The sequence below is a fragment of the Streptomyces sp. NPDC037083 genome (assembly GCF_055606485.1).
This window is the reverse complement of sequence record NZ_JBVJSQ010000014.1, coordinates 72,285-86,035: the sequence shown is the minus strand read 5'-3', so window position 1 is coordinate 86,035 and position 13,751 is coordinate 72,285. Positions and strand designations below refer to the sequence as shown.

Annotated in this window: 9 protein-coding genes and 2 pseudogenes; 4 read left to right on the top strand and 7 right to left on the bottom strand. The window is 70.2% G+C overall.

Features of this window, described 5'->3' with window-relative positions; translation table 11 throughout:
* Nucleotides 1-325 precede the first annotated feature (325 nt).
* Nucleotides 326-1,240 carry a hypothetical protein gene (locus tag ACZ7DE_RS31710; RefSeq protein ID WP_470767218.1) on the bottom strand — a complete coding sequence of 305 codons (915 nt, stop codon included), beginning with the start codon at nt 1,238-1,240 and terminating at the stop codon, nt 326-328.
* Between the two features lie 329 nt (nt 1,241-1,569).
* Between ACZ7DE_RS31710 and ACZ7DE_RS31705 the strand changes: the two are divergent.
* A pseudogene (locus tag ACZ7DE_RS31705) lies at nt 1,570-3,080 on the top strand (carotenoid oxygenase family protein).
* Nucleotides 3,081-3,358: 278 nt separating this feature from the next.
* On the opposite strand, the gene ACZ7DE_RS31700 reads toward ACZ7DE_RS31705, so the two are convergent.
* Complete coding sequence (locus ACZ7DE_RS31700; protein WP_470767215.1) at nt 3,359-4,693, bottom strand: alpha/beta hydrolase; 1,335 nt, start codon at nt 4,691-4,693, stop codon at nt 3,359-3,361.
* A gap of 68 nt (nt 4,694-4,761) precedes the next feature.
* Here ACZ7DE_RS31700 and ACZ7DE_RS31695 point away from each other — a divergent pair, with 68 nt between their 5' ends.
* Nucleotides 4,762-5,379 carry a TetR/AcrR family transcriptional regulator gene (locus tag ACZ7DE_RS31695; protein ID WP_470767214.1) on the top strand — a complete coding sequence of 206 codons (618 nt, stop codon included), beginning with the start codon at nt 4,762-4,764 and terminating at the stop codon, nt 5,377-5,379.
* A gap of 53 nt (nt 5,380-5,432) precedes the next feature.
* Nucleotides 5,433-5,723, top strand: a complete 291-nt coding sequence (locus ACZ7DE_RS31690) for a hypothetical protein (RefSeq protein WP_470767212.1) — start codon at nt 5,433-5,435, stop codon at nt 5,721-5,723.
* Here ACZ7DE_RS31690 and ACZ7DE_RS31685 read toward each other — a convergent pair.
* The 4 genes and pseudogenes from ACZ7DE_RS31685 to ACZ7DE_RS31670 all read right to left on the bottom strand — a co-directional run bounded on the left by ACZ7DE_RS31685 (nt 5,703) and on the right by ACZ7DE_RS31670 (nt 8,998).
* Nucleotides 5,703-6,068 carry a tyrosine-type recombinase/integrase gene (locus ACZ7DE_RS31685; protein WP_470767210.1) on the bottom strand — a complete coding sequence of 122 codons (366 nt, stop codon included), beginning with the start codon at nt 6,066-6,068 and terminating at the stop codon, nt 5,703-5,705. The two genes, ACZ7DE_RS31690 and ACZ7DE_RS31685, sit on opposite strands and share 21 nt — an antisense overlap.
* Nucleotides 6,069-6,354: 286 nt before the next feature.
* Nucleotides 6,355-6,603 (bottom strand): annotated as a pseudogene (locus ACZ7DE_RS31680) (tyrosine-type recombinase/integrase); the annotation flags it as partial.
* A 761-nt stretch (nt 6,604-7,364) separates the two neighbouring features.
* Nucleotides 7,365-8,306: a pyridoxamine 5'-phosphate oxidase family protein gene (locus tag ACZ7DE_RS31675; protein ID WP_470767208.1), complete on the bottom strand. Its 942-nt coding sequence runs from the start codon at nt 8,304-8,306 to the stop codon at nt 7,365-7,367.
* Nucleotides 8,303-8,998 carry a hemerythrin domain-containing protein gene (locus ACZ7DE_RS31670; protein WP_470767206.1) on the bottom strand — a complete coding sequence of 232 codons (696 nt, stop codon included), beginning with the start codon at nt 8,996-8,998 and terminating at the stop codon, nt 8,303-8,305. The genes ACZ7DE_RS31675 and ACZ7DE_RS31670 overlap by 4 nt, the downstream gene beginning before the upstream one ends.
* A gap of 168 nt (nt 8,999-9,166) precedes the next feature.
* On the opposite strand from ACZ7DE_RS31670, the gene ACZ7DE_RS31665 reads away from it, so the two are divergent.
* Nucleotides 9,167-12,532 carry a BTAD domain-containing putative transcriptional regulator gene (locus ACZ7DE_RS31665; RefSeq protein WP_470767204.1) on the top strand — a complete coding sequence of 1,122 codons (3,366 nt, stop codon included), beginning with the start codon at nt 9,167-9,169 and terminating at the stop codon, nt 12,530-12,532.
* A gap of 86 nt (nt 12,533-12,618) precedes the next feature.
* Here ACZ7DE_RS31665 and ACZ7DE_RS31660 read toward each other — a convergent pair whose 3' ends face one another.
* On the bottom strand, nt 12,619-13,260 hold the full coding sequence (locus tag ACZ7DE_RS31660) for a peptidoglycan-binding protein (RefSeq protein ID WP_470767202.1): 642 nt from the start codon (nt 13,258-13,260) through the stop codon (nt 12,619-12,621).
* Nucleotides 13,261-13,751 lie beyond the last annotated feature (491 nt).

Here is a 13,751-nt window from a genome sequence, read left to right as displayed (position 1 = left end):
TGCGCTCCGTCCTACCGCAAACCGCCTCCGAACAGGCATCATGGATCTGACACTCGCAGGGCTCAGGCAGGCCGTCCGCCGCCACCCGAAGCCACGCTCCTTGGGCGCGAGCAGCGATGTCCGCGCATCGTGCAGACTCCGCAACTGCGGAAGCCGACGCTCCGCTCGCCCCGGCTGATCCAGGACGATCCGGTCGGGTGAAGCGCAGGTGAAAGCGACGGCGCTTGGACGACCACGTCCCGCTCGCGAGCACCCTGCGAGTGTCAGGGTCGTCGCAGATCAGGTGGACCACCAGGTGCGCGGGGGCCTCCTGGAGGTCGGGTGTTCAGCGCACGGGAGTCAGTTCTGGCGCCTGTTGAGGCTCCTCCTCCAGGTGCGCCTCGTGCCCGCCGAACCACGCCACCGCGACCGCGCCCGACACCGCCAGGACGAAGCCGAGCATCGCCATCCAGGCGAGACCGGCCCGTGAGGCGTCACCAAGCCACAGCACGCCGATCGCGCCGGGCAGCACGGTCTCGCCGACGACCAGGGCCGCCGTGGCCCCGTTGACCGAACCGATCTGCAAGGCGACGGTGTGCAGGTACATCCCGCCGACGCCGGCCGTCGCGATCGCGTACAGGGCAGGATCCGTGAGCATCGCGGCCGGATCGAAGGGGGCGACGCCGTTCAGGACACGGACACCCACGCCGAGCGCGCCGAATCCGAGTCCGGACAGCAGGCCGGCAAGGATCGCGGCGCGGGCACCGAGGAGGCGTACCGCGAGCGTGCCGCCCACGATCAGAGCGAGCGAGATCGCCAGGAGCCACCAGTGCGTGGAGATGGGGACGCCGTCTCCACTTCCCTCCTCCCCCGCCGCCGTGGCGAGCAGAACGAGTGCCACGCAGACCGCGCCGATGGACGTCCACTCGGCGCGGGTCAGCCGAATACGGAGGAGTCTGACGCTCAGCACGGCGGTGATGATCAGGTTGGCGCTGATCACGGTTTGCGAGAGGAAGAGGGGCAGTAGCCGAGCGGCCAGCGCACCCAGCGCGAAGCCCACGAAGTCCAGGACGGTGCCGACGACGAATTCCCAGGTCATCGCCGCCTTGGCAGTCGAGGAGAGGCTGGGCCCGCCGTACTGGGTGCGGGCGGTTGTGGCCGCATCGCTCCGCGCGGACCTGCGGGATCCGACGGCTTGCAGGACTGAGCCTGTGCCGTAACAGACGGATGCCGCAACGGCGGTCAGCAAGCCGATCAACACTCTTCGCTCCGTTCCTGATGGGCTCCGACTCAGCCCCATCTCGCTTGACCAGACGGTTTATGGGCATGGAGCGTTGCCTCGCGGCGGCGAGGACCATTCCTGGCACACGGGAGGATCCGGGTCACCGGTCACGAGGCCCGACTGCGCGTAGCCGACCAGTGCGCAGGCAGGCAAGGATCGCAGCGCGGGCACCCGGGGTGTTGCCGGCACCACCCCGTGATTGGGGGGTTGGGCCAACTGCATTCCGGGCGACCGCACAGGAGAGTCGTCCCCGTCATCAGGAGCCCGGCCGCAGGAGCCGGACACCGACACCGGAACGGGGACGCATGATGGCCAGTCATACACGGCGGACAGTTCTCAAGGGCGCCACGCTCGCGGCGGCGGGCAGCGTGGTCGGCAGCGGCCTCGGTCCTGGCTTCCTCCTGGCCGCGGCACAAGCGAGCCCTCTGGCCGGGAAGGACGGCGACAGCGGCTCGCCCCCGTTCCTGGCAGGGGCCTTCGCACCGGTCACCGAGGAGCTGACCGCCTTCGACCTCAAGGTGACCGGCCGCATTCCGCACGACCTGGACGGCCGCTACCTGCGCACCGGCCCGAACGCGCTGGGCCTCGAGGACGTCCGCGCCCACCACTGGATGCTCGGCGACGGGATGGTGCACGGAGTGCGGCTGCGCGGCGGACGCGCGGAGTGGTACCGCAACCGCTGGGTGCGGTCCTCACAGGTGACGGCGAAGCTGGGCGAGACCTACCCGGGTCAGGCGCCGCCGGACGACTTCGCCTGCAACACGCACGTGATCCCGTACAAGGGCCGCATCCTGGCGATGCAAGAAGGCGGGCCGCTGCCCTACGAGCTGGACGGCGAGCTCAACACCGTCCGCCCGTACGACTTCCGCTCAACCCTCACGGGCGCGTTCACCGCACACACCAAGTGCGACTCCGCGGCCGACGAGCTGCACGCGATCGCCTACTACCCCACGTGGGACCACGTGCGGCACATCATGATCGACCGGACAGGCCGGGTGGCGCGGAGCACACGGATCCCCGTCGCGGATGCGCCGATGATGCACGACTTCGCCCTCACCGAGAAGTACGTGGTGATCGTGGACGTACCGATCACCTTCGACGCTGCCGCCGCGGAGTCCGGCGCGGTGGTGCCGTACGTGTGGAACGACAGGCACCCCGTGCGCATCGGGCTGCTGCCGCGCGCCGGCGGCACGACACGCTGGTTCGAGATCGCCCCGGTCTACTACTCCCACACCCTCAACGCCTACGAGCAGGACGACACGGTCGTGGTGGAGTACAGCGGGTTCCCCGCCCCGTTCCACGCCGCCGGGCGCGGCATGGGCGGCCCCTCCGCCACCGGCGCCCCGACGCCCGACCGTTGGGCGATCGACCCGCGCGCGGGCCGGGTCCGCAGCAGCCGGCTGGACGACCGCCCGCAGGAGTCCCCCGCATCAACGAAGCCCTGGTCGCGCGCCGACACCGCTACGCCTACACCGCGAGCACGGCCGAGATGTGGCGCGCGTACGAAACCGTCGACGGGGCGCCGCCGGACGAGAAGTTCACCAATTACCTCGTCATGCACGACATGCTGCGTGGCAGCAGCCGGCTTCACCGCTTCCCCGAGGGTGCGGCGGTCAGCGAGCCTGTGTTCGTCGCGCGGCGCGGCGCGCGGGACGAGGACGACGGCTACGTCCTGTCGTACGTGAACGACCCCGACCGCGGCGCGACCGACCTGTTCATCCTCTCGGCCCAGGACTTCAGCGGCCACCCGCCGGCCCGCATCCACCTGCCCGGCCGCGTGCCGCTGGGATTGCACGGCAGTTGGATCGCGGACGCCTGACGACCTTCCCTCATCGTCCGTGTCGGCCGCCCGTTCTTGGGTGCCCATGCGGGGGCGGGCGGTGAAGCGGACGTGCGGGCGGCCACGGCGCTTCCGTGGCCGCCCGCACGACGTCGTGCGCCGCTGGTGAAGGCGTCGGCGACGGGATGTCAACGAAGCTGACAGGCATGGCCGTTGAGCTTTTCCGGACTAAGAGATCGCCCTTGGCTGTACTTCTAGCAGGGCCCGGGCGGCTTCGAGGGTTCGCCCGCCATTGCCGGTGACGGGCTACAACGTCTTCATCTGTGGTCGCGCAGGAAGGTAGGGATCTCGTCGCGGGTCGGGTAGTTCGGCAGGGGGGCTGGCTTGTCCTGAAGGAACGCAGTGATGACGGCGGCGGCTCGGTCGTTCTTGTCGTCCAGGCCGTTCCACATGTGGTGTCCGACTCCGGGCATGTACTGCGTGCGCTGGATAGCGGGGTCATGGCCAAGGATGGCGGTCGCCCATTGACGGACTTGGGAGGAGCATTCGGCGATCATCAGCATCGCGGGGGTCCGGGACTGCCTCAGTTGCGGGGCGATGGAGGGTGAGTCCTTGACTGTCTGCTGGACACGGAGGCTGGCAGCGGGGCTGAAGGAGAAGTTCTGTGCGGTGTCCTCGGTGGGGATGCGGTGCGCGTCGCGCGCGCAGTAGGCGGATGCGGTGTCGCTGCCGAGGTCTGCGGCGGTGAAGGCGTTGTCGCCTTCGGCCTGTCCGATCAGTCCGGTGTCGGGGGTGAGGAGTCCGAGTCGCATGAGGCCGAATGCCACGGCGTACCGGGGGACGTGCGTCGATCGCGGTCCGGTCGGGGCCGGGGCGAGGCCCCGTGCGGATGCTCGGCCCTTGTGCCCGGTGATGTGTGCGGTGGGGCCGTCCATGGGCCCGGGCTCGGCGATGATCGCCCGGTGCAGGCGTGCGGCGACGCCAGGTTCGGCCAGGGCTCGGGTGAGTACGACTCCGCCTGAGGAGAATCCGAGGATGTCGACCTTGCCCTTGTCCAGGCGGTCGACGAAGGCGGCGAGGTCACGGACCGACCTGGAGATCGTGTACTGGTCCATGGTGAGCAGGTCGCTTCGTCCGCCGCCGGCCTGTTCGTAGGCGTAGACGTCGTAGCCCTGGCGTGCCAGGAGTTGCAGGAACCGGTGGTCTTGCACGGAGATGCCTCGGACGGGTCCTCCGTGGAGGTACACGAACGGGACGGGATGCCGGGGGCCGGGGTTCGCGGGCGGGTAGTGATACACCGCGACCCGGCTGCCTGTGGCCAGGTTCCAGTGCTGAGTGGACACGAACGGCAGCGCGGGCGGGTATCGCCGGGCCGTGGGCACGGTCGGGATGCAGACCGTCGCTGTCAACGCCGCCGCGATGACCACCGGTAGGAACGGCACGAGCCGCGCCCGCCAGGTGCGGTGCCGACCCCACCACAGCGCGAGGACAGTCCCGGCCCCGAGGGTCGTCAACCAGGCGGCGAGCCCCGAACCTGCCCCGTCCATGAAGGCGATCAGTGCGAGAAAGACGACGACCAGCGTCGCGACGGCGGCCAGGGCCAGCAGTAAGCGGCCGGTGAAGCGGACGAGGCGCAAAACGGGCGTGGGCACGGCGGACCTCCGACAGTTTCAGAACACTGTTTCAAAACGACGTTATCAGAGGGGGTAGGCTGCTGGCCGTGGGTAGGCCGAGAACAAACGACGAGGCCGTCAAAGAGCGGCTTGTGGAGTGCGCAACCGAGATGCTCGCCACCCGTCCGCAGGAGTCGGTCACGGTCCGCGCCGTGGCCGCTGCCGCCGAGGCGTCGACGACGGCGGTGTACTCCTTGTTCGGTGGTAAGGACGGGCTGATCGGTGCGGTGCGCGACACAGCCGTCGCCGGCCTGTTCCAGCACGTGTCGGCGGTGCAAACCTCCGCGGACCCTCTCGCCGACCTCTACGCGCTGGCCGTCGCCTACCGTCGTTGGGGGTGCGGATACAGCCACCTGTACACGGTGCTGTTCGGTGGTGTGCAGTCCTTCGACCCGTCGGGGGAGGTCGGTGCCAGTGACCCGATCCGCCCGCTCCTCGCGGCGATCGATCGCGCCTTGACGGCGTCCGTCCTCGCTGGCGACGCAACGGCGATCGCCCTGTCGATCTGGGCAACCCTGCATGGGCTTGTGACTCTCGAACTGGCCGGGGCCCTCGACGCCCCCACGGCCGAGGCCGCATTCCGCTCGTCGATTCACGCCACGCTGCGCGGATGGGCGACCGCGGAGGTGTTCCGCAGTCTTCGCCAAGCCGAACTCGCTCGGTGACAGGATCAGGGGCGGTATCCGGGCTCTCCCGATCCTGGCTGAAGCAGTGGTGTGTGGTCGGTGAAGACCGGCATGCCAAGGTCAATCAGCTGCGGCCGGCCATCGGTCAGAGCCCGTTTGAGGCTGTTGAGCTTGGCCATCGCGGCGTCAAAGCCGACTTGAAGTCCTTCGACCTCGCCAAGCCAGCCGTTGGCGCGGGCCTCGCGGATGCGCTCGCGGAGGTTCTGGATGATCTCCAGGAGGCGGGGCCGCCGGTGGGGATCCAACTGGAGGACGGGGCATCGGATGCAGGCGTGCTCGTGCTTGCAGGGAGTTCCGTAGGGTCACCCGCAGGTGCCCAGTGACACCTTGCGGAGCTCGAAGTGCTGCTGGAAGTCGTGCCACTCCTGCTCGATGGGCTCGCGGTACTCGTCCTGAGGTCGGTCAGCCCGGCGCCGGTCGAGGAAGCCGCGGTAGGTCCGCACCAGGTCGTCCTGGAAGACCGCAAGGTATGCCTGAGTCGTGGTCAGCGTCTTGTGTCCGAGGATGCGGGCGGCGATGTGGACGGGCAGCCCGCCAGTCACGGCCTCGGTGGCGAACATCCTGCGGAAGTCGTGCGGTGTGTAGGTCAGCGGCTGTCCTGCCTGGTCGCGCAGGCCGGTGGCTTCCAGCGTTCGATCGAGCCTGTGCTTGACGGCGGCCTCGCTCATAACCTGCGGCTGCCAGTAGGGCCGCCGCTGGAAGGTAGATGTCGGCGGTGGTACTCAGGTGCGCGTGTCCAAGGATGGTCTGCACGTCACGCAGCGAAAGACGCTTGTCGCGGGCCAAGCGCAGCGCGGCGGTGTGCCGCAGGTCATGCATGGACCAGTTCGTCTCCAGCAGGGCGTCGGCGCGGCGGAACACCGCCCGCAGGGCCTCGTAGTTCATCGGCTGATGGTTCAGTCCCGCCCCGCGATCACGTCGGCGCAGGGTCCACCACAGTGGAGCCTGCGGGTCCAGCGGTGTGCCCTCGCTCTGATAGAGCCGGACCCAGATGAACGCCTCCGCGCTCGCGGGCAGCCACTGCTCGCTCTGGGCACCTTTGCGCACCACGCGTACGAGCTGGTCGCCCCAGTCCACGTCGACCCCCTTCATGCCCAGGAGCTCCGAGGCACGGGCGCCGTTGCTGATGGCGAGCGCGACGATCGCCCGGTCCCGGTTGGAGCGGAGCGCGGCGAACAACTCGTTCCACCGCTCGTCCGACATCTGTCGGGGCCGGCGGCGTGCGACTTTCGGGTTGTATCGGAGCCGGCCCTCGCCTCGATACGGATCGAGCGGGGTTGTGGTGGGCGTGGGGACGGCGACGCTCGGAGCGCGCCAGCGGCACCGGGTTGATCAGCGGGCCTTCGCCGGCCTCGATCCAGAAGGTGTAGAAGCTGCGGATCACCGCGTTGCTGTGCCGGATGGTGCGGGGCTTGTACCGGTCGTCCAGGTAGGGCTTCTCGGTGATCGGGTTGATGGTGCCCGCTGTCGCGGTGGAAATCGTCCGCCCAGCATTGGGGACCTTGACCGTCGCCCCCAGCCACAACGCGAAGTCCCGTCCTTCGGCAGGAGTGGCCTGGTTCCACGGAACATCCACCACGCGCAGCCACCGCAGCAGGTCGAAGGCGTAGCTGCGTACGCTGCCGGGCCGGTTGTACCGGGCGACGAAATCGATCAGGTACCGGCGAACCGGCTCGACAGCCCGCCCCTCCTCATCGAAGACCAGCCATGGCACCACGCCCGGGTTCGCGGCCACATGCCCCCACGTGGCAGGCGAATCGATCGGACATCGCGCGAGAGATCGTCCAACTTTGCTGCGCTCCTTGCTCGTTCGGATGCGCAACATCTACCGACTAGACCGACCGGGGGATGCGCCGCGGCCCGGCGAGTCGCTCGGTAGTCCGGTCAACACCTCTGTGCCGTCCCCCTTTACAGGCAGGCGCCGGCCATCCAACCCGCGCTGGTTGGTGCCATATCACCGGACCTCAGCGGCCAACTCGCTTCGGTGCAGGGGCGGCCAGCGCCCGGAAGGCCTCCCACTGCACACGAGGCCGTTGCAGGCCACGTCGTTGCAGGTAGCGTGCCGTGGCCTGTTTCGTCCGACGCAGCACTCGCGGCGCGTCGCTCGGACGCCCGGAGCCCATCGGCTCCACCACTGTTCGGGGGACCACCAGCCAGGCGTCGCCGGCCTGGACCAGCTCGCCTCGGACGAGCGTGTTCTGCATGTGGTTGAGCCGCTCGTCATGCCGGTGCACCAGCAGGGAGGCGGGGCCCGCCGTGACGGCGCAGTCGGAGGGCACCGTCACCGCGAATCCCGTCGGCGTCGCCACAGGCCGGGTCCGGGCGAGGACGGGGGCTCCCGTCCTGTCGCGCGCGGCCAGCACCGCGCTGGGGTAGCGGGCCAGTTGTGCGGCGCCGAGGAGCGAGGCGTCGGGTCCGTGTGGTCCGGTGACGGCCTCTGACGGGGGCAGGGTTGCCGACGGAGGGCGGACCATCACCTGCTCAGGGGTGACGATGATGAGAAGGCGCAGGTAGTACCACTCCATCAACCGTCTCACCCCCGGCAGGAGGTAGGACCGGCTGTGCGGCTGCCGCTCGAAGAGCATCCGCCAGTAGTCCTCGGCGCCTTCGGGACCCGTCATGACGTCGTCCGGGCACACGGCCCGTCCGCTGACGAAGATCTGGGGGGCGTGGTCCAGGCCGCTGCCGGTGGGATCGGAGTAGAGCAGGGCCACGCGCCCGTCCCGGCGCACGTTCAGCGCCTTCTGCGCGAACGCCAGCGACGTGGTCAGCAACAGCGTCCCGTCAGTCCGGCGGCGGACCGCGGCGGGCCATACCACCGGTGCGCCGTCCGGGGTGAGCGTGACGAACTCGCAGGTGCGGTAGGCGTCGAGGACATCGAGAGGAGCAGCGTCGAGCGCGGTCACGGGCCGCTCTCCTCGTGCAGTACGCCGCGCAGGACGCGGCATGACGCGGCGTACTGCCTCCGGCCGACGGTCTTCCACAGCAGGCGGCCGAGGAAGGGGGCCTTGCCGAGGAAGTAGGCGCGTTCCTGCGGCGTCGCGTCCTCGAGGATCGCGCCGAGCGCCACCAGCACCTTCTTCTTGGGCAGTTCCTCCAGTCCGCGTTGGCCGACCAGGTCCCACTCGGCGACGCTCAGATGTTCGGCGACCTGGGGCAGCACCAGCCGCTCCTCGTCGTCGAGGTGCTCGAGCAGCACGGTGCGGTGCTCGAGCAGGGCGAGGGCCAGTTCCTCCCGGGCGATGTGGTTGGCCTCCCGCTGCCAGGCGGGGAGCCATTCGGCGACCACTGCCAGCGTGCGGTCGATCCGCTGGTGCTGTTCCTGCATTCGCTCGACCAGTTCGCCTCCCGCACCTCGGGCGTGCAGCAGGGGCCAGACCAACTCGTCCTCGAGGGAATGGTGATGGTGCAGCCCCATCACGTAGTCGTCGAGGTGGGCCGCGATCCGTGCCGCGCGTGCCGTGTCGCCGTCCGGCACGGCCCGTACCAGTCGGGGTGCGAGGGCCGACTCGCGTCGAAAGACCCGATGGACGACCACCATCTCGTGGGTGTAGGGGCGTTGGTCGGAGGGAGGGGGGAAATCTGTGCTGCGGGACACGCCTGCTTGCTCCAGCAATGAGGTACCGGTGGGACGCGCTCACTGTTCTCCGGCCGACTTGGCATCGGCTTGGCGCCCGACTTGGCGGCCGGCTCGGCGACCGCTCGACCGGGGTCGTTCAGCGTCTGTTGACGGCCTGATACCGCCGCTCGGGTAGATTCGCGCGTCGTGCTGCGCATACGTGTTCTGGGCTGTCTGGGCGCCGAGGTCGGGGGGCGCCCGGTCGAACTGGGGGCGCCGCGGCAGCGGACCGTCCTCGCCCTGCTGCTCGCCGCGCGCCAAGGGGTGGTTCCCGTCGACCGCATCGTCGACGAGCTGTGGCGCGGGATACCCCCGGCCAAGGCCACCGCGTCGCTGCACGCCTATGTGTCGAATCTTCGCCGCCTGCTGGAGCCCGAGCGGCTCCCGCGCACTCCCGCGGCCGTCCTGGTCACGTCACCGCCGGGCTATGCCGTGCGGCTGCCCACCGAGGCGGTGGACGCCTGGCGGTTCGAGGCCCAGGTGTCCCGGGCCCGGAGCTCCCCGCCCGACACAGCGCGAGAACTGCTCGCCGAAGCGCTCGGATGGTGGCATGGTCCGGCCTTCCTGGAGCACGGGGACGAGTCGTGGGCCGCGTCCGAGGTGGCCCGGCTGACCGAACTGCGCGCCCAGGCCCGCGAAATGGCGGTGACGGCGGACCTCCGCACGGGCCACGCGGCCGAAGCGGTGCTGGCGGCCGAGATCCTGGTGCGGCAGAGCCCCCTGCGGGAAGAGGGCTGGCGTCTGCTCACTCTGGCCCAGTGGGCATGCGGCCGCCAGGGCGACGCCCTGTCCACGCTGCGTCGCGCCAGTGCGGTGCTGCGGGAGGAGCTCGGCTGCGATCCCGGGCCGGCCCTGACCGAGCTGGAACACGCCGTCCTGAGCCGGCGGCTCGACGTCCTACGGGAGGTCGTGCCGGACCACACGGTCGCGATCGCCGCGCCGGACCCGGTGCCCGTCCACGAGTTCGAGACCGAACACGTGGACCAGGCCGGACTCTTCGTCGGCAGGGAGGCCGAACTGGGGGCCGTGGAGGCCGCCGCACGGGCGGCGCGACGCACGGGCGGCGTGGTGCTGGTCACCGGCGAGGCCGGAGCGGGGAAGTCCGCACTGCTCGCCCGACTCGTGGAGCGGCTGGAGACGGCAGGATGGACGGTGGTGGTCGGCTCCTGCCCCGAGTACGAGGGGGCGCCGCCCGCCTGGGCCTGGGGGGAGGCGCTCGGCGCCCTCACCCGTACCGCGCCGTCGGCGCACCCCGAAGAACTGGCCGCCCTGCTGCACGAACCGATCACCGCATCGACCATGACACGCGATGCCGCCGCCGCAGGACGCTTCCGCATGCACCGCGCCTTCGCCGCCTGGCTGCGGGCCGCAGCCACCGCACGCCCCCTCGCCATCCTCCTGGAGGACCTGCACCGCGCCGACGGCGAGACCCTGGCCCTCCTCGAGGCGGCCGCGCAGATCACCGGCGTCCCCCTCTTCACCGTCGCCAGTTACCGCCCGGCCGAGGTGGGCGCGGACCTGATCAAGACCCTCGCCCACCTCGCCCCGCGTGCACCCCGGCGCATCGCGCTCGGGGGCCTCTCGCCGCAGGATGTCGCCACCGTGGTCGCCGCCGTCTGCGGAGAGCCCGTCGACGAGGCCATCGTGACGGCCCTCGCAGAACGCACCGGCGGCAATCCGTTCTACGTGCTCGAAAGCGCGCGCCTGCTGGTCAGCGAGGGCGCCCTGGTGGCGGTGTCCGAAGTCCCGCAGGGCGTACGCGACGTGCTGCGCAGGCGTCTGGCGCTGCTGCCCGCCCCGGCCCGCTCAGCGGTGCGGTCGGCGGCCGTCGCAGGGCTGGAGACGGAGGTCGCCCTCCTCGTCGACGTGGCCGACACCGACGAGGACGTGGTGCTGGAAGGACTCGACGCCGCGGTGGCCGCCGGCCTTCTGACCGAGCCCGGCCTGGGGCGGGTCCGCTTCGTGCACGCACTGGTCCGAGACACCGTGTACAGCGACCTGTCCAAGGTGCGCCGAGCCCGTCTCCACGACCGCATCGCGCAGGGACTGCGCCACCACCGCCCGACAGATCTGGCGGCCCTCGCATTCCACTTCGCCCGCTCCGGCAGGACCGCCAACGCTCCCCTGGCCGTCGACTACGCCCTGCGCGCGGCGGAGCTGGCCGAGCGACGGTACGCACACGACGTCGCCGTCGAACTCATCGAACAAGCCCTCGAGACCCACCAGGCGGCCGTGAACGACTGCGACGCCGACCCCGACGACACGGTGGCCCTCTTGGTGCGACTGCTCGGAGCACAGGTGCGGGCCGGGTCCACGGACGCCGCCCGGCGCACCCGGCAGCAAGCGGTCGACCTCGCAGTGCGGGCCGGCCGGGACGATCTGGTCGCAGCTGTCTACGGCGCCTGGACCGAGCCCTCCCCCTGGCGCAGCCGACTGGAGGGCTTCTTCGACCGCACCGCGCTGACCCGTCTGGAACGTCTCGCCGACGACCGCACGCTGGACGACGCGACGCGCGCCCGAGTCCTGCAGGTCCTCGTCGACGCCGTGGCCGCCGAGGAAGCGCCGCGAGCCGTCGAAGCAGCGCACGCACAGCTGGCGCTGGCCCGAGCCGCCGGCGAACCCCGCCTGCTGGCCTCGGCGTTGATGACCTCCGCCAAGCTGCTGCCCCACGAGACACAGGGCACCGTCCGTGCCCCGCTCGTCACCGAACTGCGGCAGTTGGCGCAGACACACGACCTACCGGCGTACCGCTGGGTGTGCGAGCACCTCGACGGCATGACGGCCGCGACCCGCAACGACCCGGACGGCCTGCGTCAGCACAACGCCAGAGCCCTGGAACTGGCGCGCCGCTACCGCATGCTGTGGGCACAGGGCATCGCTGCCGCGACCTCAGCCATGCTCGCCACCGTCGCCGGCCGCTTCGACGAGGCGGAGGCCCTCTACGCCGGCGCCGACACCCTGTTGCAGCGCGTCAAGGCGCATCACGCCACGGGCCCGCGCACGCTGGGCCTGATCACCATCCGTCTGGCCCAGGGGCGGGCCGCCGACATCGAACCGGTCGTCCGCGACCTGTACGCGGCGATCGGCGCTCCCGTCGCGGTGGCGCACGCCCTCGTCCTGGCCCACCTGGGACGGCTTGAGGAGGCGGCAGCGGTGTCCCTCCCACCGCGACCCGTGACCGACCACCTCTACGGCGTCGAGCTGGACTACCGCTCCGAACTCGCGGTCCTGCTCGGCGACACGGGCGCGGCGGCCATGCTGATCGAGCATCTGCGCCCCGTCCGCGATCAGTTCGCCGGGACGGCCGGCGCCGCCTACGCGACCCGCCCGCTGGCTCATGCCCTCGCCGATCTCCAACGGTTGCTGGGGGATCACCGGGCCGCGGCCGACAACTACGCGCTGGCCGAACGCGTAGCGCTCGCCTGGAACTCCCCGCACCGCGCGGCCGAGGCAGGACAGGCAGCCGCACAACTGGCCGCAGAGCGTGAGCATCGACGTAGTGTGGCGTACTGAAGCGCGTTGGGCTTGTGCGTCGGCCTGCTGCTTCACCGCGTCCGCGAGCGAGAGCGTCGGGTGAGCCCGCATCAGGGAGGCGACGGTTACCAGACGGGTCTCACGTCGTGTCCGAAGCCGCCGCCGGCCGGACGCTTCTCGAAGTGGAGATGCGGGCCGGTGGCGTTCCCGGTGGAGCCAACCTCCCCGATCTTCTGGCCGGCCTTGACCGAACCGTGTTTCACGGTCTGTTCGGAGAGGTGGCAGTACCAGTAGTCGGATCCACCAGCGCGCAGCACGAGGTAGTTGCCGAAGCTGGGGTCCTGCCCGCTGCGGGCTATGGACCCGCTGAGCACGGCAACACATGGTGTGCCGTTCGGAGCGGCGTAGTCCGCGCCGGTGTGGTAGCCCAGGCTCCAGTGAGGCCCTTTTGCTCGGTATGCGGTCGTGACGTGGTGCCCCGGTACGGGAGATGCGACGTGGCCACCGGGAGCAGGCGCTGCTGTCGGGACGCGGAGCCGGTCCCAGGAGGTCCTACCCGGAATGCCGTTGGCTTCGGGCCCCTCGAATCCGATTTTCCGCTGCCAGGCCGCGTACGACTGTTGGTCGACCTCGGTCCACTCGGGACCCGGGCCTGACCGGTATTTTCCGCACCCTTCCTTCACCAGGCGTTTGCCCATCGAAGCGATCAGGGGACTGCGTTGTCCCTTGTGGAAGAATTTCGCTCCTGGGAATGGAGCCACAGGCATGGCCCTCTCCTTTCAGTAAGGAGCCGGATCACGATGCGGATTGGCCTGTTGAACGCGCAAGATGTCACGGCAGTGGCGCCAGACTCAGTCGGTCGCCGCCACGCGCTGTTCGCCACCGGGTCGTAGATCCGGTCAGTCGTGCCCGCCTGGTGGTTCTCGGCGAACGTCCGCGAATCACCTGGGCGTAGCCGTGTGAAACAGTTGAGCTTTGCACCGTCCGACTGGACCGGGCCTGTCCCGTTCGCGTCGCCCCTGTTCACCGCGCTCGGGTTGCAGGACGACTCGTCCACAACGCATACGGCTCCGGCTCCGATTCTGGCCAGTGACGAGCAGTCGGGGATTCCATCGGCAGCCGGGCCGGTAAATCCCAGCGGGCGCCGCCCTTTCGCGTAGGCCGCTCTCGTCTGCTCGCCGAAGAATCCGGTGGCGCCCGCGGGTGTGCGCACTCCGATTGCGATGAGTGCGGCTTGAACGGCCTTGATCTCATCGTT